The following is a 26,458-nucleotide window of genomic DNA, read 5'->3' on the forward strand; positions in this document are numbered from 1 at the left end:
GGAACCTTCCATCCTTCATGGCTTCATGGCCCCAGCGTTTGGATTTTTCTGCCGGAATTCAGGCAGAGCGTCCATTCCCAATTCGCCTGGATTCTTCAGTAGAAGAGAACAAACGCTGCGGCGCTGGGGTCTTGCCGGGGACTGCAAAGAGAGAATTGATGCCAAGCCCGTTGGCCAAGGTCCCTGGGAAGAATCGCGTAGAACGGTTCGGCGGAGAATTTACACCGTTCACGGAAATCGAGCATTTTCCCCAATCGAAATCGCTAAAATTGCCTGAATCCATCAACGCTCTCGAGCATGCCTTCGCGCCGGTTTGATCCTGGCCGTTTCCAACTCACACCCACAAACCCCCTTGATCAGGGATGGCTTATGTTCAACTTTGCCATCAATTGTCCTGGGCTTGCTCCTTCAATCCGGCAGGCGTTCATAGCCTTCCTTCTCGTCTGCGCCCTACCCTTAAGCGCACAGTCCTACCAGAGCAGTTTTTCGGATGTCAAGTTTGACCGGGCCAAAGGACCTGTGACCGTAAGTGCCGGCGTCAACGTGGACGTCGCATCCGGTGCCGCGAGCATGGAGATCCCGTTCGGCCCAGGCATCGGCCAGCGCGGGCTGAATTTCCGTCCAACCCTGAGCCTGCGGGTCGCACCCCAGGTGGGCGTCAGTTCCACCTTCGAAACGTATGTGGCCCAAGTCAGCAGCGCGGGAACCTTGTATTACAACACCAACACGGTGGACACGATGTACCAGCGGGGCCACGGAACCTCGACGTTCTTTCCGGGCACCTTCGATCTTGCCCTTGGAAGCACGGACGAGAGTCAGAGCGCATACAGTCTCCCTGGCGGGGGTGGATCCGTCATCGGCACGGTGCCGCCGGGAATGACCACCACCGCTGCCCAACAGCTCCTCACGCAGTTTGGCGTTCCTGGAAGCCTGGGGCTGCTTTCTGGCGACGTGGGCTCTCCGACCGGACCGTTCATCCAGATGGGGTCCTCGGGCGCTCTCATCCTTGGGATCCAGGATGCTGCCGGGGACGTGCAGGACTGGCTCTATCATGAAAGCATCGACACGCTTGCCATCCAGCACCGCTGGCCCCGGCGGATCCTGGTGGTGCAGGGGGAAGTGGCATACGAAATGGCCTACGTGAGCCATCGCTTCCGGAGTCAGATCCGCCCGTACCTCGTGAACACATCCAGGACTTCCCTCTTCAGCGCCCACTATGCCCTCACCCACATTCGCAACCGGTTCGGGGAGCGCATCGATTTCGCCTATGCCTCCGACGGGATCGGGTACACGGCCACCTGGAGCACAAATCCCTCCGTAGGCATCCAGGTCGCCGTCGTGGGATCCGCCGCGGCACCCTCCATGCCGAGCCTGGTGTCCAGCGGCTATTCCATGGGGTCCCTCACCCAGGTGCGGGTCTCCTACCTGGGCATCAGTCACCCCGTCTCCAGCTTCCTCCTGGACCTGGGTTGCCCCAAGGGCCTGGAGGCGCTGACGCTGGAATCTGGGGGACAACCGGGAAGCGCCATAACCCAACAACTTCATGGTCAGCGGAAGATGAATGTGTTGTGGGGTGAAGCCGCCCTCTGCCTCCAGCCCGTGAAGATCCTCCAGGAGGACACAACCGAAACGGTCCAGTTCACCTATGCCTCGGCCGGCGCCACGGCGACCTGGGACGGCGTCAGCCTCTCCCCGACGGTCCTGCGCAACATCACCCTGCCAAACCGCATCATCACCCTGAACTGGAAGGCCTACACCTACCAGGCAAACAGCGCGCCCAATGCCTGGGGCATCGCCCCTTCCAGCCAGCGCCGCCCGTCCTGGACGTTCGGCGTGTATGCGCTGACCGATACCGACCTGGTTTCCGGCACCGAGCGAAGCACGAGTTATACACGGGTCGTCCCGCAACTCAACTGGCTAACGGAGGTCCCTCCCATCGGGACCGACCTGACAGAAGCCTGGGTCTCCACGGCCTTCTACACCGCCGTCGCGACCCCGGATGGCCAGGTCGTCCTGCACCGCTTCGCGGAGCCCGACCCCACCAATGGGATGCGCTTCCTCGCCTATTTGAAACATGTGGAACGCGAGGCACGGTACTACGCGGCCGGCGTGGCCTGGGAGGCGGATCTGGCCATTACCGACCCGAGCTACAGCTCCGCCTACAAATGGGTCGTGAAGGACCGCTTCAGCGCCCACGCCTCCGGCAACGCCAGCGGCGCGCTGACGGACTACCCCGTGCCCTATCCCACGCGAACCCGAACCTGGGACAAGGATTCCCAGACCTTCACCGCGGAGGAGACGACGAACTGGGATGCGGCGAACCTGGGGTGGACGGTGACCCACCGGACCACGGCCCTTAATGCCAGCCCCTCCCTGGCCTTCGATCCCCTGAATCTCGCCAGCCAAGGTTCAGGCTGGAGCTCCCCGGGAGCCTCCTCAGGCACCGAGGACCTGGTGACCCGGACCCTGGACTCGAGAATCCCCCAATGGCTACTGAACCGGGTGGCTACGGAAACCACGTCCCGGGGGACCGACGGGACGCTGAACGGCTCGACCGGAAACCCTCCACCCAAGATCACCCGGGACCAGGACGGCGTCCTGAACACCCTCCGGTCCGTGACCATCGGGGACCCCGCCGTCCTCGCCGTGACCACCACCCTGGACTACCAAGGCACCTCCGGCCTTACCGCCGCAGAACTCCAGAAGGCGACCCTCACGAGCCCGAACGGTCTTGCCTTCAGCGGCAGCATGGGTGTTGCCAGCTACGGCTACGACATCAATGGCTTCCTTTCGAGCATCGGGATCCGTCCCAACGCCGGCCTGATTCTCACGTCCCGCCAGGACCAGGACGAGATCGGCCGGCCAACGGCCCAGTATGACGCTGACAACCGAGCCACCGGGCTTTCCTGGGACGGGGCGGGACGCCTTACGCACATCGCACCTCCCGGAACCCAGGCCACGGACATCGCCTATGACGACAGCTCCCACCGCGGCATCACCGTGACCCGCGGCGCCCAGGTCCAGGTACTGCGCTACAACGGCTTCGGGGAACTCGTCGTGGAACGGCGGAGGGACCCCAATGGCACCTGGTCCCATAAGATCCACGGCTACGACGGTGCCGGCCGCCCCACCGGGGAGACCGTATGGCTCCTGGGGGACGGGGCCGATCACGAGACCCAGTGGACGCTCCCGAACCTGACCCGGCTGGTGAGCGTAACGGTGACGATCCCCGGGGAGTCCGTATGTAAGAAGTGGGGGGCCATCAATCCCGACACGGGCGAAAGGGCCTGCGTCCAGTGGCAGACCTCCCCCCCGACCACCACCACCACTGAGTACGCTGCCCTTTACAAAGGTTCCTCGCTGACATATGACGCCCGGGGCCGGGCCGATACCGCCGTCGATCCCGCTGGGGTCACCAGTGTGACGACCTACCCGGCGTCGGCGGGTTTCAAGAAGGTGGTGACTGTTGCCGGCAACCGGGTCACCCAGTTCCTCCACGATGCCGCCGGCCGCTTGAAGGCCGTCACGGATGCCCTGGGCCAGGTCGCCAACTACAGCTACGACGCATCCAACCGCCTCACCGGTGTGACCCAGGCCAGCGGTTCCCATACCCAGAGCCGGACCTGGACTTATAATTCCCTGGGCTGGCTCGCGGCCCTTGACCAGCCTGAAAGCGGGACAACCACCTATTCCGGGTGGACCGTCGGGGGCAAGCCCCAGACCACGAACTACAACGGCAGGACCGTGACCGCGGTTCCCGATTGGATGGGCCGGGTGCTTGCCGTCACCTCCAGCGACGGAACCGTGAACCAGAGCTTCACCTATGACACGGCTGCGGGCGGCCTGGGCAAGCCAGCCTGGAGCCAGGACGGTCAGGTCCAGACCTCGTATGGGTACGAAGGTGCCACAGGCCGGCTCAATTCGCTGACCACGGTGGCCGCGGGGCAGACCATCACCCAGAGCTTCGGGTATGACGCCTACGGCAATCGCTCATCGGGTTCCACGGGACACGCGGGGTGGACCCAGAGCTATTTCGACGCCACAGGCCATCCGCGGCTCCTTTCAGCCGGGGGACAGACCATTGCGGATACCAGTGACTGGTCCTCCAGCTTCGATTCCGTGAGTTGGCTGCCCAAGGCCGTGTCCTTCGGGAACGGGGCATCCAGCAATTTCTCCTACGGCCCGGACCAGATGCGGCTCGGCACCCTGGAGCATTTCGGTGCGGGCAAAGTGGCCCTCGAGCGCTGGGGCTATTCCTATGACGGCGCCGGGAATCTGTCCCAGGTGTTGGATCTCCGGACCCTGGGCACGGACCTCTTCGGCTATGACGTCCTCAACCGCCTCATCTCCGCCGCCGTCCAGAGTCCGTCCTATGGCGAGCAGGACCAGCTCTTCACCTACGATGCCTTCGGGAACCGGATCAGTGGGACGACCACCAGTCCGGGTACGGTTTGCCCGAACACCGCCTATGTGAACTTCGATCCCAACGATGCGGCGTTGTGGGCCCACAACCGGCTGCCCGTCCAGATGGCCAACGGGGCGTATACGGGGGCCCTGTATGACGCCCAGGGCAACCTCACCCAAGTCTTCGAGAAGCCTGGCGATTCCAGCAAGGTCATCACCCTGACCTACGATGCGCTGGGCCGCGTCATGAGCGTGGCCCACTCCTCCAAGGGGATCCAGGAGCTCTACCAATACCGGGCCGACGGCCTTCGGACCGTCATCCAGGATTACCTCTGGGGGACCTACCAGAAATCCCAGATCCAGATCTACAATGATGCTCGTCAGCTGGTGAGCCAGTGGGAGGTCAGCACCAGCGGTTCTTTGACATGGAAGCGGGATGTCCTCTATGTGGGCACCCAGGGTGCGGCGGAACTGGATTCCGCGGGCCTCCACGTCACCCAGGTGGACCACCTGGGAAGTCCACGGGTAGTGACAGGCCCGACGGGGGCGCTCGAATCGCGGCAGAAATTCCTGCCGTTCGGCGAGCTGCTCGAGCAGGCCGGGGCCTTCAAGACGGCCAAGGGCTATACCGGACACGAGCAGACGGATGCGTCGGGGTTGATCTACATGCAGGCGCGGTTCTATCTGCCGCAATACGGGCGCTTTGCCAGCCCGGACCCGGCGAGGGACCAGCATTTTGAGTTCACGCAGAGTTGGGACATCAACAGCTATGTTCGGAACAACCCTGTGATGGCGACGGATCCGACAGGCCTTCAAGAGGTCCCCAAAGATACGAGCCAAGTCGAAGAAAAAGCCCCGGTGAAACCGGCAAAGAGAGAAGATTCCGGTTTCGGCGATATGTCCATGAGAAATAAGGAGAATAGGGTTGCGGCGCAAACAAAACCAGATCCATCGCGTCCGCCTCAAAAACTTACTAAGGCGGAAGTTGCTGAAAATTACAAAAAACTAGGGTTCGACCCTAATGGGAAGGGCGAAGGATTGACAGCCGCGCTGAACCCCGCGAAGGCTGCCGCAGCAGCAATAGCTGCACGAATTGCACTTGAAGATTCTAAGAAGCTGTTTCCTTCGCAACTAGGTCTTGGGGATGAGAGAGATGCAGCTAGACACGCCCTGTGGAGTTTCCACTTGACTAAGATGATCGGTGCAGATGGTGCAAAATTAATTACAGACGCTCATGAAAGGGATGACTCGCCTGCTGGAGAACGTCTGCAAGATTTATATAACAATAAGGTTGGTCGCGAAATGGCTCTTGATAGGAGCATCAACGTGAAACCTGAAGTAGCTGTAATGAATGCCATTAGTGGAGGAAGACTCATGACAAGCATTCCAGAGGTGCAATGATGAAATCAATCTTGAAGAAAATTAACTTTTTTATCGTATATTTGTTTATAGCTTTAGTCACCTATAAAGCAGTTTGGGTTCGAATAGTGATGCAAAATAATTCAACTGAGCCAGTGGTTGTTAATGCGATTGAACGCGATGATAGGCAATTATGGGGTGGAATTATAAAACCACATGATTCATCGAGTTTTCATTTTATTCCAAAATTTGATGGGGTTGCCCGATTTGAGTGTGTTAAAGAAAATGAAAAATATGTTGTAAGCAGCGAGTATTATACAAGGAGGTTTGGTGGGGTTATTGTTGTTGATGTTGGCGAACCTAAAAAATAGTTGGCGCAATCAGAATTTCTAACTAAGGCGACACTGCTTAAGATCGGATTTACAAATTCCCAAGCCACCGACTTGGCGGCGGCTCATATCACTGCTCAACAATTAGGTGCGGCAGTTATAACGCATGAGCACCGTGGTGAGACCGATCGGGCTGGCGGTGACGCATCTGGTGTTCAAGCTGGAATCATTGCGTTGATGAACCGAACTATTTCGGAGGGCTGGAAAAATTTCAACGATGGCGAAGCAAGGGCTGCTGTTTCCCAAGAAGGGCTAAGCGCTTCAAGTAATACTCTTCTTCAGGCACTTACTGCGAAGCATCAGTTTGATTCCTTAACGGGTCCAGGCAATAAGAGCAACCGTGGATTTATCTCTGACCTATTGCTTGGGGGGACTCAGATTCAGGATACTCATATGCAATAAACAAAATAAACAGCTTTGGAACAACTGGCATACAATCCTTTAGGCAAATATGGTCGAGTCCAACTTCAATGAAATATGACCTTGGAGGGCGAACAAGATTCCATGGCGCTGGAAAATCGGAGTCAGGTGGGATTGTGATCGGTGGTCATGTTTTCTTCCAGGAGGGGTATCAATGAGAATTGTTCAAATCGTGTTAATGGGAATACTTTCATCTCTGGCGTGCGTTGCGCAGGTTGCTGAATGCAAGGTCGGTATTGATTCCAAAAAAGTAGTCATTTGGTTTGATGGTAAAAAGCGAGAGCTTCGTGGCGATGCTCTACCCCTGGATGACTTGGTTTTCAAGGTGGAGCCAAAACCTGCGTCAGTTATACAAAATGTCTATGTGTGGGAGATAGCAGAGGACCCGACCATGGAAAATGAATTCGGAAAATGCTTTAGTATGTCGGGGCACCGAATTGAATTTCACCCTAAGGATATGGTTGTAAATGTGCTAAAGGGTGATGACCTCGTTGTTTGGGGATCAAAAATTACCAAGGGAGATAAGACGATTCTGAAGGTCAAGAAAATTCGAGGTCTTTCCGAATTTCCAAATGCCCAGGAGGCTGTATTCCGCTCGGTTCAATAACCATTGTCGCAAACAGATGCCTCTGGAGCCCCCGGAGACCCAATCCCACCCTCTCCACCTACCATGATTGCGGCCATCGGCGACAATCCACCGCCGCCACCTGGTTACGACTCGGTCAATTGGCGAACTGGGTTCTGGGACAACGGGAAGACCGTCCTCGTGATCCCGAAACTGGGGACCGGTACACGATTCATCCAGAAGACAGTGGGCATTGGCGCCATTGGGATGTGCAGGATAAGGATGGAAACGATAAAGGGTCCTCACCGCCGAATGCAAGAAAGCCGAGGCCAAATCAAAAGAAAGTCGATCCAAAGAAGGGCCAAAGCTCTGAGGATCCGAGCGGCAATGCTGCGCCCTGGGATCCAAACAAGACCTATCCCCCCTCACAGAGAAGACTCCCAAGCGTGCATGACATGTACATTTTCCCGCTGTTTGGGCCGGCACCCACGTTGACGCCGAGTCCGTCGTTCACGCCTTTACCTGCATTTGTCCCGGCGTGATCTATGCGATGGAATTGGAGGAATGCATGAAGATCTCGCAGGCGATAAGAGATAAGAGACTGGAACTGGGCTTCTCAGAGTCAGAGGTGGCCAAGGCTGCAGGGATTTCCCTGGATTCGTACTGGGACATAGAAAATCACGATGAGGAAATATACCTTTCAGTGTCGTTCGAGGAAGCGGCAATCCTCTGCAGGAAGATTGAGTTAGATGTCTTAGGCCTCATTCGTGAGAGCAACCCGCTCCTTCCATTTCTACTGGACACAGAGTATGAGGGTGAAGCTGGAGAAAACTGGTTTCATCAAAGGCGTATGGAACTTGGATGGAGCCTCGAAGAACTGAACGATTATCTCGGGTTCAAATCCGAGTTTCTAAATGAACTCGATGTGTCCCCTTTTGCCTGGAAGTCCCTTTCGATTTCCGACCTCATTCGGCTCTGTATCTGCTTAAAAGTTCCTTTGGCCTCCATCAACCCACAAGGGTAGACCTGCGCTCAGGCCACGGTTTCTAGGCTGGGCATATCTGCCATGCCTCAAAGAGACTGATTTGCGCGCCGACCCACCCGATCGAGGGCGCCGGCCGGCTCGCCCCGTGCAAAGCCCGCGCCTCCGTTCCGCTGCGCTGCACTCCAGCACGCCCTTTGCGTCGGGGCGCCCGTGAGGCCCCCCGTCCCACGCGGTCGTGCAGAGGGTAAGCGGCGGCCTCGGACGGCGTCAACGCTGCAAGCCCAACGGGTCCCTCCATTTCGTCCGTCCAGCATCCATCCTCGCCATCCGCGGGGGTCGGCAGTCGTCGCAATTTCGATAAGGCAGCCTTATCCAAAATGGTTTTTGCTGAACCCCTCGTGGCCTGCGGCCCCGAGCGTTTCATCAAAAACTCCCGCCGCCTGCCTAGACATAAGCAAGCCTATATCTCCCGCCGCGAAGGGCTCTTTGGCTTCGAGGCAGGTTCGTCCCCATCGAAGGGGTTGGGCAATAGCGGCCTTGCCTGCGACTCCAGCGCATCGTCCGGCTCGCCCTCGGCAGGAGTGTCAACGGCCAATTGACCCCCTGAATGCGGGGCACTCATCCCAAAGGCCTAGACGAAGATCTCCAACACCCCATTGGAAACCAGCATCCCCCGGGCGCTGAACCGCAGGACCTCCCCGTCCCTCAGCAGGATCCCCGCCTTCACGAAGGGCTCCAGCTGCGCCTCCCAGGCCTCCGCCAGAGGCGTCAGGTTCAGGGCTGCGGCCCGGGCCCGGAGCTCGCCCCAGTGCACGCCGCGGTGCATGCGCAGGCCAAGGAGGGGCAGCTCGGCCAGGGCCTCGGCGGCGTCCAGCTCCTGGACCTCGGCGCGGCCCCGGTCCTCGGCCCAGGCGGTGATGACGCCGCTCTCGGTCCACCGCCAGTCGCCCAGCTGGGAGGCGGCGTTGGGTCCCAGGCCCAGGTAGGGCCGGCGCTCCCAGTAGCGGCTGTTGTGGATGGATTCCTGGCCGGGGCGGGCGTAGTTGCTCACCTCGTAGGGGGCCAGGCCCAGGCGGGGCACCTCGGCCTGCAGGGCCTCGAACACGTCCGCCGTCTCGTCCTCCGTGGGGAGGGCGAGCTTTCCGGAATCCACCTGGCCCCGCAGCGGGCAGGCCTTGTCCAGGTCCAGGAGGTAGATGGAGAGGTGGGACGCGCCGGCCTCCACCAGGGTGCGGGCGTCCCGCAGCACCCGGTCCAGGCGCTGGCCGGGAATGCCCACCATGAGATCGGCGCTCACCCGGGAGAACCCGGCGCGCCGCGCCCAGTCCAGGGCCTCCAGGGCGGCGGCGGAATCGTGGATGCGCCCCAGGCGCTCCAGGAGGACGTCGTCCAGGGCCTGCACGCCGAAGCTGACGCGGTCCCAGCCCAGGGCCCGGGCGGCTTCCAGCCAGGGCAGGTCGAGGGTTCCGGGGTTGGCCTCCAGGGTGGCTTCGGCGAGCCGCAGATCGAAGGCCTCCCGCGCCGCGCCGGTGAGCCGCGCGAGCTCGGGGGCCGTCAGGAGGGAAGGGGTGCCGCCGCCCAGGTACAGGGTGTCCACCCGGGGCCGGCCCAGGCGCCCGCCCCAGTCCCGCACGTCCCGCTCGAGGCGCCCGAGCACGGCCTCCTTCAGGGACTCGTCCCGGGTGGTGACGAAGGAGCAGTAGGTGCAGCGGTCCCGGCAGAAGGGAACGTGGAGGTAGAGCCCCAGGGGCTCGCGCGCGGCGGCCTCCCTCAGGCGGCTAGTCGAAATGGGTATCAAGGGCCTCGCACCAGAAGTGGTAGGTCATGAGGTGGATCTCCTGGATCCGGGCCGTCACCGGGCTGGGCACCACGAGGACGTCGTCGGCGAGGGCCTTGAGCTTGCCGCCGTCCCGGCCCGTGAGGACCAGGGTGCGCATGCCCAGCTTCTTCGCGGCCTCGACGGCCAGGATGATGTTGGGGCTGTTCCCGCTGGTGGAGATGCCCACCAGGAGGTCCCCGGGCCGGCCCAGGGCCTCCACCTGCCGGCTGAAGACCTGGTCGAAGCCGTAGTCGTTGCCGATGGCCGTGAGCGCGGAGGTGTCCACGGTGAGGGCGATGCCAGCGAGGGCCCGGCGCTCCTTCACGTAGCGCCCGCTCAGCTCCGCGGCGAAGTGCTGGGCGTCGGCGGCGCTGCCGCCGTTGCCGCACACGAGGATCCGGCAGCCCCGCTTGAGGCGCTCGGCCATGTCGGCGGCCTGCGCGACGATGTGGTCGGCCTCCTGGGCGAAGAAGGCCTTCTTGAGGGTGATGGATTCTTCCACATGCTGGAGGAGCAGGTTCTTCATGGGTTTCCTTTCGCTGGCCCAAGTTTGACGGGTCGGGGGCCCCGTTTCAAATCACCATGTAATAATGGCCCCCAGGAGGATCCCATGGTTCCCGACACCGATCCCGGCTTCCACGGCGACGATCCTGTTCTTTCCAGCCTCGACATGGAGGTCATGGACCAGCTGCTGGGCCTGGACGACGGCGAGCTGGGGCTCCTGGAGGAGATGCTGGGCCTCTACAAGGAGGACACCCCCGGGCGCATCGAGGCCATCGGCGTCGCGCTGGCCGCCGGGGACATGGCGGACATGGCGGACGTGGCCCACGCGGTGAAGGGCTCCGCGGGCACCATGGGCGCCCCCAAGGTGCGGGCCGTGGCCGCCCTCCTGGAGAGCGGCGGGCGCATGGGCAGGTGGGACACGCCCGCGGCCGGCCTGCTGGAGCAGCTGAAGGCGGCCTACGCGGATTCCGTGACGGCGCTGGAGACGTTCGTGGCCCGGCGCAAGGCGGGCTGACCCGGGAGGAAACCGTGGACGCGCACCTGGACCGGCTCTTCAACCATCTGGAATGGGCGGACGGGAGACTGATCGAGGCCCTGGAGGAGGCGCCGGGGGACGCGTTGCGGCTCCTCTGCCACGTCCTGGGCGCCGAGGCGACCTGGCTGGGCCGCATCCGGTGCGGGACCCAGGCCAAGGCGGCCCCCTGGCCGGGCCTGACCCTCGCGGAGTGCAGGTCCCTGGCCCAGGCCAACGCCGCGGGCTACCGGGAGGTGCTGAGAACCTCCACCGCCAGCGGCCTTGCCGCGCCGGTGCACTACGAGAACCTCAAGGGCGTGGAGTTCTGGACCCCCCTGCGGGACATCCTCCTCCACGTGGCCACCCACGGCGTCCACCACCGGGGCCAGATCTCCCTGCTGCTGCGGCAGTCGGGTCGGGAGCCGGTGGACGTGGGGTTCATCACCTTCGCCCGGGAGGAGGAGGATCCGGGCCGGTACGCCTACCTGGAGGTGGCGGCCGCGGATCTGGTGGAGGCCCTGGAGGCCAACGGGTCCGACCTGGCCTGGTTCCTGGATCTCGAGACCGGCGAGGTGCTGCCGGAGGCCGGCAAGGGCCGCAACGGCGAGGACCTGCTCCCCGTCGAGCCCCTGGCGCCCCGCGACCGGTTCGCCATCCTGGAGGACTTCGTGGAGGCCCTGCCGGAAGGCGAGGCCGCCCGGGCCCTGGGGCGGGCCCTGCGGCTGCCCAAGCCCTTCCGGGCCTTCCGGGACACCCTGAGGGACTTCCCGGACCTGGAGCAGCGGTGGCACGCCTTCAGCGAGGCCGGCCTGCGGAAGCTGGCCCAGGGCTGGCTCGACGAGAACGTGCCGGGTGCCCGCCTGATCTGACCGGTCAGAACACCTTCACTCCGGCGGTGCCCTTGGGTGGCGGCATGTCGCTGATCTGGGTGCGCCCGGTGGCGTCCACCCACTGGAAGAGCTTGCTGGTGCGGGGCTGGGGCTCGGGCGCGGCGTCCGGGGCCACGGCCTTCTCGCTCACCTCGAAGCCGCCCCGGCCCTTCTTCAGAAGGGCCATGGAGCCGGCGGCGCCGGGATCCGGCTGGACCAGGCGCTTGGCATAGAGGTTCATCACCCGGGGCACGTAGGCACGGGTCTCCGCGAAGGGGGGGATGCCCTTGTACTTGATGACGTTGTTCTCGCCCGAGTTGTAGGCGGCCACCACCCGGGGCAGGTCGCCCTGGAAGGCGTTCATGAGCCAGCGCAGGTACTTCACGCCACCGGTGATGTTCTGCCGGGGGTCGAAGGGGTCCAGGACGCCGAAGCGCTCGGCGGTCTGGGGCATGAGCTGCATGAGGCCCAGGGCCCCCGCGCGGCTGCGGGCCTTGGTGTAGAAGGCGCTCTCGGCCTGGATGATGGCCCGGGCCAGGTAGGGGTCCACGCCCTCGGTGGCGGCGATGGCGTCCACCATGGCCAGCAGCTCGGGACTCTTGAGGACCTTGGCCATCTCGGACGAGCTGATGGCCAGCCGGATATGGCCCACGCCCACGTGCTTGAGGGTGAGCCCCTGGCCCTTCATGTAGGAGGGGGGCAGGTTGTTGATGACGGTGTTGCCGTTCTTGTCGAAGTACGTGTAGAGGTAGGTCTGGCCTCGCTTGGCAGGGCCGTCCGCATGGGCCGCGCCCGTCAGGGCGGGACCGGCGAGCGAGAGGATGGCGAGGGCGGCGCGTTTCATTGGCAATTAATCCCAATACCCAGTTTAACCCTGCTGCCTAGGGATCCACTTCACATCCTCCACCCCCGCGACCGCGTTGGCGGCCCGGGCCAGGGAGAAGAGCCAGTCGCTGAGCCGGTTCAGGTAGATGAGGACGTCGGCGGGAACGGTCTCCGCGGCGCTGAGGGAAACCACGTCACGTTCGGCCCTCCGACAGACCGTTCGGGCCCAGTGGGCGTAGGCGGAACCTTGGCAGCCCCCCGGAAGCACGAAGGCCGTCATGGGCGGCGCCAGGGAGGTGAGCCGGTCGATGTCCGCTTCCATCTCCGCGATGGACCAGGTGCGCCGGGTCATGCGCTGGTCCAGGAGCCCCGCGCACTGGGGCGGGGTGGCGAGCATGGCCCCCAGGGAGAAGAGGTCGTGCTGCACCGCCTGGATGTGCCCGGACAGGTCCGGGGGCAGGTGGAGGCCCAGGACGCCCAGGAGGCTGTTCAGCTCGTCCACGGTGCCGTAGGCCGCCAGGCGGAGGTGGTCCTTGGGCACCCGCTCCCCCCCGAAGAGCCCCGAGATCCCTTCGTCGCCGGTGCGCGTATAGATCTTCATCCCCACCTCACTCGTGCCGTTTGCTCCACGCCACGGTATCAGCCCGCCACTCCTTCAGCGACTCCATATCGCGCTCCTCCAGGATCCCCTTCTCCCGGGCCCTGGCGGCCAGCTCCGGGAAGGTGGCCAGCACCTTCAGGTCCACGCCGGCCTCCCGGAAGGCGGCCGCGGCCTGGGGCAGGTCGTAGCTGAACAGCGCCAGCACCTCCACCACCTGGGCGTCCTCGTGGCGCAGGGCCTCCACGCACTTGATGCTGGAACCGCCGGTGGAGATGAGGTCCTCGATGAGCACCACCCGGTGGCCGTCGGTGTGGGGCCCCTCCACCTGGCGGCCCATGCCGTGCTTCTTGGGTTCGGGGCGCACGTAGGCCATGGGCAGGTCCAGCTCGTCGGCCACCAGGGCGGCCCAGGCGATGCCGGCGGTGCTGGTGCCGGCGATGAGCGTGGGATCGGCCAGGGCCGCGGCCTCGGCCAGGGCCCGGCGGATCCGCCCGCGCAGCTCCGGGAAGCCCAGGAGCTGGCGGTTGTCGCAGTAGATGGGGGAGCGCAGGCCCGAGGCCCAGGTGAAGGGGCTCCTGGGGGAGAGGCGCACGGCGCCCGCGTCCAGGAGACCTGCGGCGAGATCGAGCATGGGGGCTCCTTATTTGACGACGATGCTGACCAGCTTGCCGCCGGGGGGCACCACCACCTTGACGATTTCCCTGCCCTCCATGTGGTGGAGCGCCTCGGGGCAGGCCAGGGCCGCGGCGCGGCGTTCCTCCTCGGTGGCCGAGGCCGGCACCAGGATGCGGCCGCGGACCTTGCCGTTCACCTGCACCACCACCGTCACCTCGTCGGCCGACAGCCACGCGGGGTCCGCCACGGGCCAGGCGGCGTGCATGCAGAAGCCCTCGTGGCCCAGGGTCGCCCACAGCTGCTCGGCCAGGTGGGGCGCGGCCGGGCTCAGCATGAGGGTGAAGACCTCGAGCGCGTGCTGCATGACGGCGCCGCGGTGCGGGGCGTCCGCGGGCAGGTCGGCCAGGGCGTTGGAGGTCTCCATGAGGCTGGATACCAGGGTGTTGAACTGGTAGCGGTGGTCCAGGTCGTCGGTGACCTTGTGGAGGGTCTGGTTCAGCTTGACCAGGAGGGTCTTCTCCTCGGCGGTGAGCTGGTCCTTGGCGGGGATGGCCTCCTTCGTGGGCACGTGCTCCTCCACCATGCGCGTGGAGCGGCGCAGGAAGCGGGTGGCCCCCTCGATGCCCTCGAAGCCGGTCCAGTCGATCTCCTTCTCGATGGGCGCCGCGAAGATCATGAAGAGACGCAGGGCGTCCGTGCCGTACTTGGCGATCACCTCGTCGGGATCCACGATGTTGCCCTTGGACTTGGACATCTTGAAGCCGTCCTTGAGCACCATGCCCTGGCAGATGAGCTTCCTGAAGGGCTCGTCGCCCGAGGCCAGGCCCAGGTCGCGCATGATCTTGTGGAAGTACCGGGCGTAGATGAGGTGCATGGTGGCGTGCTCGATGCCGCCGATGTAGAGGTCCACCGGGCTCCAGGCGTCGGCCTCGGCCTTGGCGAAGGGGAGGGTCTCGTTCTTCGGGTCCAGGTAGCGCATCCAGTACCAGCTGGAGTCCACGAAGGTGTCCATGGTGTCCGTCTCGCGCCGCGCGGGCTTGCCGCACGCGGGGCAGGGGCAGTCCAGGAAGGTGCGGGAGGTGAGCAGGGGGGAGGCCCCGGCGCCCGCGAAGGCCACGTCCTCGGGGAGGCGGATGGGCAGGTTCTCCGCCTTCTCGGGCACCACGCCGCAGTCCGGGCAGTGCACCGTGGGGATGGGCGTGCCCCAGTAGCGCTGGCGGGAGAGGCCCCAGTCCTTGAGCTTGAAGGTGATGGCCTTCTCGGCGCGGCCTCCGAGCTTCCGGACCATCGCGTCCACGGCCTCGTCCGAGGTCAGGCCGTCGAACTCGCCGGAGTTCACGAGGATCCCGGGCTCCCAGGGGTTGGCGCTCTCGATGACCTTGGGGATGGGCAGGCCGTACTTCTCGGCGAATTCATGGTCCCGCTCGTCGTGGGCGGGCACGCCCATGACCGCCCCGGTGCCGTAGTCCATGAGGACGTAGTTGGCGGCGAAGATGGGGATCCTCTCCCCGGTGAAGGGGTGGATGGCCTCCAGCCTCGAGCGGCAGCCCAGCTTGATGTCGCTCATGAGCCGGTCCTCCCGGCTCATGGCGGCCACCTGGTCGCAGAAGGCCTTGAGGGCGGGATCGGACTGGGCCGCCTTGAGGATGAAGGGGTGCTCCGTGGACAGGGCCATGAAGGTCACGCCGCACAGGGTGTCCAGGCGGGTGGTGAAGACCGACACCTCGCTGCCGTCGGCGAGGTCGAAGGTGAGGCGGGCCCCTTCGGACTTGCCGATCCAGTGCCGCTGCATGGCCTTGACGTTCTCGGGCCAGTCCAGCTGGCCGTGGCCGCTGAGGAGCTCGTCGGCGTACTTGGTGATGGCGAAGAAGTACTGCTCCAGCGCCTTCTGCACCACCGGGTGCCCGGTGCGCTCGTCCTTGCCGTCCACCACCTGCTCGTTGGCCAGCACCGTGCCCAGGGCCTCGCACCAGTTCACGTTGCGCAGCGCCCGGAACACGTCGCCGCGTTCCCACATCTTCAGGAAGAACCACTGGTTCCACTTGTAGTACTCGGGCAGGAAGGTGGCGATCTCCCGGTCCCAGTCGTAGCTGATGCCCATCTTCTGGATCTGGCCCTTCATCTCCTGGATGTTGGCCCGGGTCCAGATGGCGGGGTGGATGCCGTTCTTGATGGCCGCGTTCTCCGCCGGCATCCCGAAGGAGTCCCAGCCCAGCGGATTCATGACCTTGTCCCCCCGCATGCGCCGGAACCGCGCCACCACGTCGCCCAGCGTGTAGTTGCGCACGTGCCCCATGTGGATGCGCCCGCTGGGGTAGGGGAGCATGACGAGCATGTAGAAAGTACGGTCACTGGGCTTGAGCTCGGACGCGCGGGGCGCGCGGAAGGCCTGCGCCTCCATCCAGCGCTGCTGGATCAGGGATTCCTGGTGCAGGGGATCGAACGGCATGGGGCAGCCTCGCGGTAAACGATTAGTTTACCGGAGGGGGGGGGTATGGCCAAGGGACGGGCTCTTGCTCAACCCTTCAAGGGACTTGCACCCGATAGGCGTGCAGACTCCTCGTTTGACTGGGTGGGCCCGCCCTTCGGATGATTGCGCCTACCCACTCCGCATTGAACCGACGGTGTGAAGTCCCATAGAACAACCCCAACGCCGAGGACGCCGGGAAGCCGAGGAACGCCGAGAATAAGCTCTATTTTCCTCGGCGAACCTCGGCACCCCGGCGTCCTCGGCGATGGGCATTTTCTTGCCTGACCACACGTTCTTGCCATTGCGTGGTGGGTCGGCGCATTCAACCGAAGGGCCGGCCCACCCCGTCGAACGAGGGCTCAGCCTTGGGGCTGGGGACTGACTGGACGAGGCGGAGGAGGATCTCGGCCGTCGCGACGTCCGACAAGTCATTCTTGCCATCGGAAGCCGGTAGCTTCAGTCGGTAACATTTTGCAACCACCTCGCTGCCCCCCCTGGACCGACGGTTCTTCAACACTTTCCAGTAGTTGCGTGCCGCCTGGTGATTTCCTGCCCATTCCGTCTCCCGAACGTCCGCTCAGGGTTGCGCCGGTTCCGCCGTCCGCCGGTAGAAGATCACCTCAGACCCGAACCTCGGGCTCCAGCTCATCTTCCAGCGCTCCCGGCCTTCCACCTCGAACCAGGGGTTTGGCGGCAGGCCCTTCATGATCATCACGATCCCGCGCAGGTTCTTCGCGCGGGAAAGGCGCTCGGCCACGGTCTTCAGGAGCTCGTCCGAGTAGAACACCGAGTCCATGTAGACCACGGTGGCGTCCGCATAGTCGGCCTGGGCCATGTCCTGCTCCCGGAGGTCCAGGGTCCTGCCCTGAAGGAGGCCCTGCTCCTCCATCCGCTTCCGGGCGGCCTTCCCGACCGCGACGCGGGAGGCCGCCAGCTCCACGCCCACGGCCCTGCGCAGCGGCGTGGTGAGGAGGGCCTGCATGAGGAAGTAGCCCCTGCCGCTGCCCAGGTCGTAGAGCACGTCGTCCTTGCCGACTCCCAGCCGCTTGAGCATGAGGTCGGTGGTGGCGGGCGCGGGCTCGCCGTAGATGTGGGCCTTGTCCTCCTTGAGGCCGGCCTCTCCGTGGGAGGCGTTCACCCTTTTGCGTTCCTCGTCCGGGGTCTCCCTGCGGAAATCGTCGATGGAACTGTTGGGAATCTGCTCGAAGATGTCGTCCAGGTGGGCCGTGGCCACCCGCCATGACATCACGGGGGCCGGGGTGGCGACCTGGGGCGCCCTGCAGCCGGACACGGCAAGCACCAGGAACAGAGCCAGGAGGAAGGGGCGCTTGATCATCATGGAATTCGACCCAATAAAATAATCATTGAATTAAAATGGCCTCCCCAACCCCTTTGTCAACCCCGCCTCTTCATGAAAGGGATGAATTTCTGTCTTTTATCCTTTTACATACCCGTTCATCCCCGGGAAATTAAATGCTTAATTCGCCGGGGATGAACGGGGATGGACGGGGAGTGCGCCAGGCCAAGCCTGGGCGAGGAGGATGGATGACCTAAGACAGACTGAAACCTCGCAATGGAGCCCAGCGGGGAGGCAGCAAGCCCCGCCCGGCAAAGCTGGCCAGCAGCCGGAACCGAGTCTTGCGTGGGGAAGGGCGACCGACCTCGTGAAGCGTAGACAGGGAGTGCATGGGCCGTGTGATGGAGCCCCGAAAGCATCCAACCGTGGGAGTCGACGCCGTTCTCCGATCGGAAGACAGCACCCGAAGGTCGCAAGGGCCTGACCGTAGGGTCCCACCGGGGTCATAGAGCAGGGCACGTGCACAGGGGTTCCCCAGGAACCTGGGAGATCCAGCCATCTCCGCCAACAACCCAGTGGTGAGGGAAGCCACGTAAAACGAACCCAGGCTCGCCGGGGGGTGCCGCCCCCGGCGGGAGCGAACAGCCGGCACAGGGCGGTACCGCAAACTGAAGGAAACGAAGGAGCGCGGGAGGGGTGGCCGGAAGTCGGAGCAGCTCATAGTAGCGATGATCGCGGGGAACCGGGCCGCCGGGACCCGCTGGAGCCAAGGAGCTGCCGGATCACGGAACCGTTGAAGGGAAAGATAATGGGTGCAATGACATCCAACAGCGTCTCCACGAAACAACAACGGATCGCAGAACTGGCCAGGATCCACCCGGAGGTGGCTTTCACCTCCTTGGCCTACCACATGGACCTGGACTGGATGAAGGAAGCCTTCGGGCGCACCCGCAAGGATGGGGCGACCGGGGTGGACGGCGTGACGGGCAAGGAATACGGGGAAAACCTGGAGTCCAACCTCCAGAGCCTCCTGAACCGGGCTAAGAACGGCGACACCTACAAGGCCCCTCCAGTCCGGAGAACCTACATCCCGAAAGGGGATGGCAGCCAACGCCCCCTGGGCATTCCCGCCTTCGAAGACAAGGTCCTGCAAAGGGCCGTGGTGATGGTGATGGAACCGCTCTATGAGCAGGACTTCCTGGACTGCTCCTACGGGTTCAGGCCCGGGCGCTCCGCGCACATGGCGCTGGAGGCGATTTGGCAGGGGTTGATGGACATGGGGGGAGGCTGGGTGCTTGACGTGGATATCCGTAAGTATTTCGATACTTTGGACCACGGGAAGCTGCGGGAAATCCTTGACCTGCGGATGAAGGACGGCGTTCTGAGGCGCCTGATCGGCAAATGGCTCAACGCGGGCGTGCTGGAGAAAGGATGCATCACGCACCCGGAAACCGGCTCGCCCCAGGGCGGGGTGGTCAGTCCGATGCTCGCCAACATCTACCTCACGAGGTGGTGCTGGACGTGTGGTTTGAAAGGGAGGTCAAGCCCCGACTCCGGGGTCGGGCCTTCCTGGTGCGCTACGCGGACGACTTCGTGATGGGCTTTGCCCAGGAGGAGGATGCCAAGCGGGTTATGGAAGTCCTGCCCAAGCGGTTCGAGCGGTATGGCCTGACGATCCACCCGGATAAGACCCGGCTGGTGGAGTTCTGGAAGCCGAGGGAGCCCAGGGACCCCAATGGGGGACCAGGCCACTTCGACTTCCTGGGATTCACCCACTACTGGGCCACGGCCAAGAACGGCCGGTGGGTGGTGAAGCGGAAGACCGCGAAGAGCCGGATGAGTCGGGCGCTCACGAAGATCGGGGAGTGGATGGCCAAACACCGCCACCTCCCGGTGCGCGAGCAATGGCGGACGATCAACCAGAAACTGGTCGGTCACTTCAGGTATTACGGGATCACGGGGAACTCCAGGGCCCTGGCGCACTTCCGCTATGAAGTTGGGCGAAGGTGGCGTGGATGGCTCAACCGGAGGTCCCAGCGGGCCCGCATGACCTGGGATCGCATGAACAAGCTTCTGGCTCGGTTCCCACTGGCCCCAGCCATCAGTTACGCATCGAAACTACGTCCTCAGCGACCGTGACGAGGAGCCGGATGCGGTAGTCCCGCACGTCCGGATCTGAGGGGGGCCGGGGGCGCAAGCTCCCCGGCCTACCCGACTAAAAAAGATAAATAAATCAAATATCTTCGTCATCCTTGGCCGCCTGCCTCACCAGTTGCCCGCAGGCCCCGGCCACGTCCTGGCCCCGGCTCCGCCGGACGCTGACCGTGATGCCCCGGCCCGCCAGGATCCCGCACAGCTCCACGATCCGTTCCTCCGTGGGCGGCTCGAAGCCCGAGCCCTCGTGGGGGTTGAACGGGATGAGGTTCACCTTGGACGGGAACCGCGCGGCGAAGGCCGCCAGCCGCGCCCCGTCCTCCAGCGCGTCGGTGACGCCCTTCAGCAGGACGTATTCCAGCGTGATCTTCTCCCCGTGCTCCAGGGGGAAGGCGCCCAGGACGGCGGCCAGGGCCTCCAGGTTCCATGCCCGGTTCACGGGCATGATGCTGGAGCGGTAGGCGTCGGTGGTGGCGTTGAGGCTCAGCGCCAGGCGGGGCCTGGGCTTGAACCCGGCCAGGCGCTGGATGCCGGTGACCAGCCCGGAGGTGGACAGGGTGATGCGCTTGGGGGAGATGCCCAGGCCGGCGGGATCCGTGAGGAGGGCGAAGGCCGCCATGAGGTTGTCCAGGTTGTGCAGCGGCTCGCCCATGCCCATGAAGACCAGGTTCACCGCCTCGTCCGGGCCGTGGCCGTGGGCGTTGAGCATCGCCACCACCTGGCCGGCAATCTCGCCGGGGGTGAGGTTGCGCCTGATGCCCATGAGGCCCGTGGCGCAGAAGGTGCAGCCCATGGCGCAGCCCACCTGGCTGGAGAGGCACAGGGTGGTGCGCTTGCCGTAGGGCATGTGGACGCCCTCCACCTGGGCGCCGTCCTCCAGCAGGAAGGCGTGCTTGGTGGAGCCGTCCGCCGACGGCACGCTCTCGCTGACGGCGGGCCAGGAGAGAAGCACCTCGCGCTCCAGGCGGATGCGCAGGGCCTTGGAGAGGTTCGTGAACTGCTCCCAGGCGGTCCACCGCATGCGGTAGAGGCCGTGGTGCAGCTGGGCGGCCCGGAAGGAGCTCTCGCCCATGGAGGCCACCAGGGCCTTCAGGCGCGGGAGGTCCATGCCGGCGGCGTTGGGGCGGGGACCCGCGGCAAGTTCGGGGGCGGGCTCGTGGAAGGTCACATCGAGATCCGGAAGGTGCGCAGGAAGGCCTTGTCCGCTTCGCTCCACGCGCCTTCGTCGCCTTCGGGGGCGGGCAGGGTGAAGCCGGGGGCGGTGTCCTCGTCCTCCTCCTCCCGGCGGTGCAGGGCCACCGTGGCCTCCAGCACCAGGGCGATGTCGAAGCCCTTGTCCTGGATCGCCCGGGCCAGGGCCCGGGTCTCCTCGTCCTTGGCCAGGGCCTGGACCATGGCGGTGCCCAGGCGGTCCACGATCTCTCGAAGGTTCTCTGGGATCTTCATGGCCGCCTCCGCTTCCATAGTAATGCCTGCTGGAAGGGCAATGTCACAGACGGAACCAGTTCTTGATCTGGGCGAGCCACTCCTCGCGCCTGGAATCGGCCTTGGGGGCCTCGTTCATGCGCCTGGACCTGGACTCCATGAGATCCACCAGCCGTTCCACCACCTGGGGATTGCGCTGGACGCACTTCTCGAAGGCGGCCTTGGGCAGCTCCACCAGTTCGCAGGGGGACGTGGCCACCACCGTGGCGCTGCGCACGGCGCCGGTGAGCAGGGAGCCTTCCCCGAACCAGTCGCCGGGCCTCAGCTCGGCCAGCACGTCCCAGTAGAGGCCCGTGTAGGGGTCGGTGCGTTCGTCCACGCGCACCACCTGGAGCGAACCCTGCATGACCATGAAGAGCGATTCGCCCAGGTCCCCTGCCCGGATGACGCCCTCGCCGGGGGCGGCCCGGCGCAGGATCATGCTTTCCCGGAGTTCGCCGGCCCATTCCCCGGGCAGTCCGATCCGGTCCAGGATCTCGGGGACGGCCCCCTCCGGAAGGACGATGGGGACGGAGCGGGGGGTGGTGGCCCCGTGCGGCCCGAGGAGGGGCACGCCCCGGCGGTTCAGGATGGTCTGGGCCAGGCGCACGGCCAGGAAGTTGGCGGCCCGCCCGTGGCGCCAGCCCAGGGCCCACCAGCGCAGCTCCAGCACCACGCCGCCCATGTCGAAGCTGTGGGTGACCACCTCGGGCTTGCGGTGGGGGTAGTGGGGAATGCCGCCCAGGGCCTGTTCCAGGGCGGCCACGGTGTCGACCATGGGGCCGTGGGGCTCCACGGTCACCTTCAGGGTGCGGCGGTGGAGACCGGAGGGGGCGTAGAGGTTCGTGACCACGGCCTGGGCCAGGACGCGGTTGGGAAACACGGTGGTGTCGCCGTTCTCCGTGACGATCTGCACGGACCGCCAGGTCATGGTCTCCACCTGGCCGATGAACGTCTCCTGCCCCGAGGCGTTGCGCAGGTTGCCGGTGACTTCGATCCAGTCCCCGGGCCGGAAGGCCTCGTCCAGGTGGAGGGAGATGCCCGCGAAGAGGTTGCCCAGGGTCTCCTGGAGCGAGAGGCCCACGACGGCCGCCGCGATGGCGCCGGTGCCCAGGATGGCCCCCAGGTTCACGCCGCCGGCCTTGTGCAGCAGGAGCACCGCCGCCCCCACGTACAGCGCGAAGACCACCAGGTCCCGGGCGAACCCGGGCACCGCGGTCTCCCGGTTGCTAAGCAGGGGGTCCAGCAGGATGTAGGTGAAGATGCGGATCCCCAGGTAGGCGCCCACGATCCAGAAGAGGCTCCCCGCCGCCTGGATGAACCGGGGATGCGCGTGCTGGGTGCCCAGCACGTAGGCGCCCAGGCCCAGGGCCAGGAGCAGCAGGCCGAAGGCCGCGATCCTGCGGGTGGAACTCACGGCCGTGCGGAGGTCTCGGAACATGCCTAGGATATTAACGCTTCCGGAGGTGACTCCAAAGGAACCACACGATCCCCGCGAGGATCACGGCCCCGATGACCAGGTCGAACCGGTGGAACCAGACGCCCAGGGTGTCCCACTTCTCCCCCAGCTTGAAGCCCACCCAGGCCAGGCCCAGGCACCAGGGGAGGCTGCCGGCGAAGGTGTAGAGGTGGAACGTCCTGCGGTCCATCCTGGCGATGCCGGCGGGCAGGGCGATGAAGGTGCGGATCACCGGGAGCATGCGCCCGATGAGGATGGCCCAGCGGCCGAACTTCTCGAAGAACCGGTGGGCCTGGTCCAGGTGGTCGAGGTTGAGGAAGATGTACTTCCCGTACCGTTCCACCGCCTTGCGTCCGCCCCAGGCCCCCAGTTCGTAGGCGGGGATGGAGCCCAGGTTGCAGCCCAGGGCGCCGAAGACGCCCGCGATCCAGACCTGGGTCATCGGGCTGCCCGCCCCCAGGCCCAGGAAGGTCATCTGCCCCTTGAAGGCCAGGAACCCGGCGAAGGGCATGATCACTTCACTGGGGAGGGGGATGCAGGCGCTCTCGATGCCCATGAGCAGGGAGACCCCCATGGGGCCCATGGCCGCCATCATGGCGGTCATCCAGACGATGATCGGTGCAAGGATTTTATGAAGCAAAGGGGTCTCCTGAACCCTCTAGCCTAACCTGGATAGACTGGAATCATGACTGAAGACCTGGTCCGCAACCGGAAGGCCCTGCACGCTTTCCACATCGTCGACACCTGGGAGGCCGGCGTGGCCCTCCTGGGAACGGAAGTGAAATCGCTGCGCGGCGGCCACGGCCAGCTGCAGGACGCCTTCGTGGACATCACCGGGGGCGAGCTCTGGCTGAAGCAGGCCAACATAAGCCCTTATGAATTCGGGACCTACGCCAACCACGACCCCCTGCGGCCCCGCAAGCTGCTGCTGAACCGCGCCGAGATCGACAAGATCGTCTCCAGGGCCACCCGCAAGGGCTACACCGTGATCCCGCTGGCCATCTACCTCACGCCCAGGGGCAAGATCAAGGTCCGCATCGCCCTGGCCGAAGGCAAGACCCTGGGCGACAAGCGCGAGGCCCTGAAGGAGCGGGAGCAGAAGCGGGAAATGGACCGGGTGCGGAAAGGGGACAGGGAATGAAGGACGTTCATGAAGCGTTGAATCTCAGGGAGGCCAACATGGTGGCCACCTACCTGGAGGACCAGGGCATCCTCGCCGATGTGCGCGGGGGCGCCTACCAGGCCGTGGTGGGCGAGCTCAGCAACATCCGCGGCACGCTGCCCAGGGTCTGGGTCCTGGAGGACGGCGACGCGGAACGTGCGGCCCGGCTGGTGGCCACCTTCGTGGCCTCCCTGCGCGCCACGCCCGAAGGCGAACCGTGGGTCTGCGCCTGCGGGGAGACGCTCGAACCCCAGTTCCAGTCCTGCTGGAAATGCCAGGCACCCAAGCCGGTCTAGTGTCTGAGCTTCCAGATGTCCTGGAAGATGATCAGGGCGAACAGGCACACGAAGAACAGGAACCCGCCCGTGAGGATCCGTTCCTTCACCAGGTTCGACAGGTCCTTCCCGCGGATCTTCTCGAAGATCAGCAGCGCCGCGTGGCCGCCGTCCAGGAAGGGGATGGGCAGGGCGTTGAGCACGGCGAGGTTCATGGAGATCAGGGCGATGAGGCCCATGAACTGCATGAGGCCGGCCTTCGCCGCCCTGCTGCCGGCCCGGACGATGGTGATGGGGCCGCCCACCTCCTTGAAGCTGACCTTGTGGGTGACGAGCTTGCCGAAGTTCCCCAGGATCTCCCAGCCGAGGCGGGCGCTGCCCACCACCGCGAAATAGGCGCCGGAACCCAGGTCCCTGGCCTGCAGGGGGCGCTTGTCATAGACCCAGCTGGAGGGCTCGAAGGCCACGCCGATCTTGCCGGCTCCGCCGACGTCCTTGGGGGTCACGGTGAGGGTGCGGTTGATGCCCTCCCGCTCCACGGCCACCTCGATGGGCTGGCCGACCCGGGCCCGGATGTACGTGATGGCCTCCTCGTTGCTGCTGCCCGGGAATTTCAGCTCCCCGAAGCGGGTGATCTGGTCGCCGGCCTTCAGGCCGCCCTGGGCGCCGGGCATGTCCGAGCTCACGTCCACCACCAGGAGGGGGGAGGGAAGCGGGCGCGCGGCCGTGGTGCGGGCGTTGTTGACGCCCAGGAAGAAGAAGACCACCACCGTGATGAGGATGTTGGCCAGGATGCCGCCGGAGTAGAAGGCCAGGCGCTTCCAGGCGGGCTGGGCCAGGAAGCCGTGGGGGTCCTCGGCGTCGGGTTCCTCGGGGTTGTAGCCGGCCAGGCGAACGTAGCCGCCTAGCGGAAGGAGGGACAAACGGACGTCCGTCTCGTTCCAGGCGAACCCGGCCACCCGGGGGCCGAAGCCCAGGGAGAAGACCTCCACGGGCAAGCCCATCCACTTGGCGACCAGGAAGTGGCCCAGTTCGTGGAAGAAGATGAGGCCCACCAGGAGCACCACCGGTCCCCAGAAGCCGGCGCCGGGAATGAAGGAGACCAGGAGGAGGGCCGGTGCCGTATAGAGCAATCGCTTCATGGGTTTCCTTGGCGGGTGTGGTGAGAAATCCAGGTTCTGGCTTGGACCCGGGCCTGCCGGTCAATATCCATCACCTGATCCAAAGTATGGGCCGGTTCGGCCGGGATGGCGGCCAGGATGGCCCCGCAGCAGGCCTGGATCCGCCAGAAGCCGATCCGGCCGTCCAGGAAGGCGGCCACCGCTTCCTCATTGGCGGCATTGAGGATAGCGGGGGCGGTGCCGTCGGCCGCGAGGGCCTGGTAGGCCAGGGCGAGGCAGGGGAATCTGGTGAGGTCGGGGGGCTCGAAGGTCCAGGCGCGGGCGGCGTCCCAGTCGTAGGGCGGCACCGGACCGGGCAGGCGATCGGGATGCAGCAGGGCGTACTGGATGGGCAGCTTCATGTCGTTGGCGCACACCTGAAGCTGGTAGGTGCCGTCATGGAACCCCACCATGGCGTGCACCTGGCTCTGGGGGTGGATGGTCACCGCGATCTGGTCCGCAGACAGGCCGAAGAGGTAGGCGGCTTCGATCACCTCCAGGCCCTTGTTCATCAGGGTGGCGGAATCGATGGTGATCTTGGGCCCCATCTTCCAGGTGGGATGGTTGAGGGCCTGCTCGATGGTGGCGTCGTGCACCCGCTGCAGGTCCCAGTCCCGGAAGGGGCCGCCGCTGGCGGTGATGCGCACCTCCCGCACGGCCCCGGGGGCGTGGCCGGCCAGGAGCTGGTGCAGGGCCGCATGTTCGGAATCCACGGGCAGCAGCTCGCCGCCGCCGGCTTCCAGCGCCTGGCGCATGAGGGCGCCGCCCACCACCAGGCTCTCCTTGTTGGCCACGCACACGCGCAGGCCGGCCCGCAGGGCGGCCTCGGCGCTGGCCAGGCCCGCGGCCCCCACCACGGCGGCCAGCAGGGTGTCGGCCCCGGATTCCAGGGCGCAGGCCTGGAGGCCGTCCATGCCGTGGAGGATGTCGGGCCGGTAGGAGAGCTGGCCGGCCAGCCACTGGGCGTCCTCAGGCCGGGAGAGGGAGACCAGCCGGGGCCGGAACCGCTCGCACTGGGCCAGGAGGAGGTCCCGGTTGCGGCCCGCGGCCAGGGCGGCGACCTCCAGGCGGTCCGGATGGGCCGCCACCACGTCCAGGGTGGAGGTTCCGATGGAGCCGGTGGATCCCAGGAGGGCGACCTTGCGCAT

Annotated in this window: 25 protein-coding genes; 12 read left to right on the plus strand and 13 right to left on the minus strand. The window is 64.9% G+C overall.

The genetic code is table 11. From position 1 onward, the window contains the following. Nucleotides 1-17: 17 nt before the first annotated feature. The 6 genes from RAH40_RS16780 to RAH40_RS16805 all read left to right on the plus strand — a co-directional run bounded on the left by RAH40_RS16780 (nucleotide 18) and on the right by RAH40_RS16805 (nucleotide 8,161). Entirely contained in the window at nucleotides 18-317 is a 300-nt protein-coding gene (locus RAH40_RS16780) for a hypothetical protein (protein ID WP_306598729.1), read from the plus strand. Between the two features lie 52 nt (nucleotides 318-369). Further along, nucleotides 370-5,805, plus strand: coding sequence for an RHS repeat domain-containing protein (locus RAH40_RS16785; protein ID WP_306598730.1), 5,436 nt, complete (start codon nucleotides 370-372; stop codon nucleotides 5,803-5,805). Continuing rightward, nucleotides 5,805-6,134, plus strand: coding sequence for a hypothetical protein (locus RAH40_RS16790; RefSeq protein WP_306598731.1), 330 nt, complete (start codon nucleotides 5,805-5,807; stop codon nucleotides 6,132-6,134). Before RAH40_RS16785 ends, RAH40_RS16790 begins: the two co-directional genes overlap by 1 nt. Then, complete coding sequence (locus RAH40_RS16795) at nucleotides 6,135-6,554, plus strand: hypothetical protein (RefSeq protein WP_306598732.1); 420 nt, start codon at nucleotides 6,135-6,137, stop codon at nucleotides 6,552-6,554. Between the two features lie 172 nt (nucleotides 6,555-6,726). Then, complete coding sequence (locus RAH40_RS16800) at nucleotides 6,727-7,179, plus strand: hypothetical protein (RefSeq protein ID WP_306598734.1); 453 nt, start codon at nucleotides 6,727-6,729, stop codon at nucleotides 7,177-7,179. Nucleotides 7,180-7,705: 526 nt separating this feature from the next. Continuing rightward, nucleotides 7,706-8,161, plus strand: a complete 456-nt coding sequence (locus tag RAH40_RS16805; RefSeq protein WP_306598735.1) for a hypothetical protein — start codon at nucleotides 7,706-7,708, stop codon at nucleotides 8,159-8,161. A gap of 592 nt (nucleotides 8,162-8,753) precedes the next feature. On the opposite strand, the gene RAH40_RS16810 is transcribed toward RAH40_RS16805, so the two are convergent. Both RAH40_RS16810 and gmhA read right to left on the minus strand, forming a co-directional pair. After that, nucleotides 8,754-9,920, minus strand: coding sequence for a coproporphyrinogen-III oxidase family protein (locus tag RAH40_RS16810; protein WP_306598737.1), 1,167 nt, complete (start codon nucleotides 9,918-9,920; stop codon nucleotides 8,754-8,756). Continuing rightward, nucleotides 9,901-10,467, minus strand: a complete 567-nt coding sequence (gmhA, locus tag RAH40_RS16815) for a D-sedoheptulose 7-phosphate isomerase (protein WP_306598738.1) — start codon at nucleotides 10,465-10,467, stop codon at nucleotides 9,901-9,903. Before gmhA ends, RAH40_RS16810 begins: the two co-directional genes overlap by 20 nt. A gap of 84 nt (nucleotides 10,468-10,551) precedes the next feature. On the opposite strand from gmhA, the gene RAH40_RS16820 reads away from it, so the two are divergent. Both RAH40_RS16820 and RAH40_RS16825 read left to right on the plus strand, forming a co-directional pair. Beyond that, on the plus strand, nucleotides 10,552-10,959 hold the full coding sequence (locus RAH40_RS16820) for an Hpt domain-containing protein (protein ID WP_306598739.1): 408 nt from the start codon (nucleotides 10,552-10,554) through the stop codon (nucleotides 10,957-10,959). A 14-nt stretch (nucleotides 10,960-10,973) separates the two neighbouring features. Further along, a complete protein-coding gene (locus tag RAH40_RS16825) occupies nucleotides 10,974-11,828 on the plus strand; it encodes a DinB family protein (RefSeq protein ID WP_306598740.1) in 855 nt (284 codons plus the stop codon). Between the two features lie 4 nt (nucleotides 11,829-11,832). On the opposite strand, the gene RAH40_RS16830 is transcribed toward RAH40_RS16825, so the two are convergent. The 5 genes from RAH40_RS16830 to RAH40_RS16850 all read right to left on the minus strand — a co-directional run bounded on the left by RAH40_RS16830 (nucleotide 11,833) and on the right by RAH40_RS16850 (nucleotide 17,675). Further along, complete coding sequence (locus RAH40_RS16830) at nucleotides 11,833-12,672, minus strand: transglycosylase SLT domain-containing protein (RefSeq protein WP_306598741.1); 840 nt, start codon at nucleotides 12,670-12,672, stop codon at nucleotides 11,833-11,835. A gap of 24 nt (nucleotides 12,673-12,696) precedes the next feature. Beyond that, nucleotides 12,697-13,254, minus strand: a complete 558-nt coding sequence (locus tag RAH40_RS16835; RefSeq protein ID WP_306598742.1) for a cob(I)yrinic acid a,c-diamide adenosyltransferase — start codon at nucleotides 13,252-13,254, stop codon at nucleotides 12,697-12,699. A 7-nt stretch (nucleotides 13,255-13,261) separates the two neighbouring features. Further along, nucleotides 13,262-13,885, minus strand: coding sequence for an orotate phosphoribosyltransferase (gene pyrE / locus RAH40_RS16840; RefSeq protein ID WP_306598744.1), 624 nt, complete (start codon nucleotides 13,883-13,885; stop codon nucleotides 13,262-13,264). Nucleotides 13,886-13,894: 9 nt separating this feature from the next. Continuing rightward, nucleotides 13,895-16,318, minus strand: coding sequence for a leucine--tRNA ligase (gene leuS, locus RAH40_RS16845; RefSeq protein ID WP_306598745.1), 2,424 nt, complete (start codon nucleotides 16,316-16,318; stop codon nucleotides 13,895-13,897). A 598-nt stretch (nucleotides 16,319-16,916) separates the two neighbouring features. After that, nucleotides 16,917-17,675, minus strand: a complete 759-nt coding sequence (locus RAH40_RS16850; protein ID WP_306598746.1) for a hypothetical protein — start codon at nucleotides 17,673-17,675, stop codon at nucleotides 16,917-16,919. A 778-nt stretch (nucleotides 17,676-18,453) separates the two neighbouring features. On the opposite strand from RAH40_RS16850, the gene RAH40_RS16855 reads away from it, so the two are divergent. After that, complete coding sequence (locus RAH40_RS16855) at nucleotides 18,454-19,233, plus strand: reverse transcriptase domain-containing protein (protein ID WP_306598747.1); 780 nt, start codon at nucleotides 18,454-18,456, stop codon at nucleotides 19,231-19,233. Beyond that, nucleotides 19,209-19,775, plus strand: coding sequence for a reverse transcriptase domain-containing protein (locus RAH40_RS16860; RefSeq protein ID WP_306598748.1), 567 nt, complete (start codon nucleotides 19,209-19,211; stop codon nucleotides 19,773-19,775). The genes RAH40_RS16855 and RAH40_RS16860 overlap by 25 nt, the downstream gene beginning before the upstream one ends. Nucleotides 19,776-19,869: 94 nt before the next feature. Here RAH40_RS16860 and rlmN read toward each other — a convergent pair whose 3' ends face one another. The 4 genes from rlmN to RAH40_RS16880 are packed head-to-tail and all read right to left on the minus strand — an operon-like array spanning nucleotide 19,870 to nucleotide 23,353. Continuing rightward, nucleotides 19,870-20,958 carry a 23S rRNA (adenine(2503)-C(2))-methyltransferase RlmN gene (gene rlmN / locus RAH40_RS16865; protein ID WP_306598749.1) on the minus strand — a complete coding sequence of 363 codons (1,089 nt, stop codon included), beginning with the start codon at nucleotides 20,956-20,958 and terminating at the stop codon, nucleotides 19,870-19,872. Further along, nucleotides 20,955-21,236: a hypothetical protein gene (locus RAH40_RS16870; protein ID WP_306598751.1), complete on the minus strand. Its 282-nt coding sequence runs from the start codon at nucleotides 21,234-21,236 to the stop codon at nucleotides 20,955-20,957. Before RAH40_RS16870 ends, rlmN begins: the two co-directional genes overlap by 4 nt. 43 nt (nucleotides 21,237-21,279) lie before the next feature. Further along, a complete protein-coding gene (locus RAH40_RS16875; protein WP_306598753.1) occupies nucleotides 21,280-22,695 on the minus strand; it encodes a mechanosensitive ion channel family protein in 1,416 nt (471 codons plus the stop codon). Nucleotides 22,696-22,705: 10 nt separating this feature from the next. Beyond that, nucleotides 22,706-23,353 carry a DedA family protein gene (locus RAH40_RS16880; RefSeq protein WP_306598754.1) on the minus strand — a complete coding sequence of 216 codons (648 nt, stop codon included), beginning with the start codon at nucleotides 23,351-23,353 and terminating at the stop codon, nucleotides 22,706-22,708. 45 nt (nucleotides 23,354-23,398) lie between these two features. Here RAH40_RS16880 and smpB point away from each other — a divergent pair, with 45 nt between their 5' ends. Together smpB and RAH40_RS16890 are read left to right on the plus strand one after the other, a co-directional pair. Further along, a complete protein-coding gene (smpB, locus tag RAH40_RS16885; RefSeq protein WP_306598756.1) occupies nucleotides 23,399-23,854 on the plus strand; it encodes an SsrA-binding protein SmpB in 456 nt (151 codons plus the stop codon). Beyond that, a complete protein-coding gene (locus RAH40_RS16890; protein ID WP_306598758.1) occupies nucleotides 23,851-24,171 on the plus strand; it encodes a putative signal transducing protein in 321 nt (106 codons plus the stop codon). Before smpB ends, RAH40_RS16890 begins: the two co-directional genes overlap by 4 nt. Here RAH40_RS16890 and RAH40_RS16895 read toward each other — a convergent pair. Beyond that, nucleotides 24,168-25,292 (minus strand): RIP metalloprotease, encoded by a 1,125-nt coding sequence (locus RAH40_RS16895; RefSeq protein WP_306598759.1) that lies wholly within the window; start codon nucleotides 25,290-25,292, stop codon nucleotides 24,168-24,170. The genes RAH40_RS16890 and RAH40_RS16895 overlap by 4 nt on opposite strands. After that, on the minus strand, nucleotides 25,289-26,458 hold the full coding sequence (dxr, locus tag RAH40_RS16900; protein WP_306598760.1) for a 1-deoxy-D-xylulose-5-phosphate reductoisomerase: 1,170 nt from the start codon (nucleotides 26,456-26,458) through the stop codon (nucleotides 25,289-25,291). The genes RAH40_RS16895 and dxr overlap by 4 nt, the downstream gene beginning before the upstream one ends.

The sequence above is a fragment of the Geothrix sp. 21YS21S-2 genome (assembly GCF_030846775.1).
Taxonomy (GTDB): Bacteria; Acidobacteriota; Holophagae; order Holophagales; family Holophagaceae; genus Mesoterricola.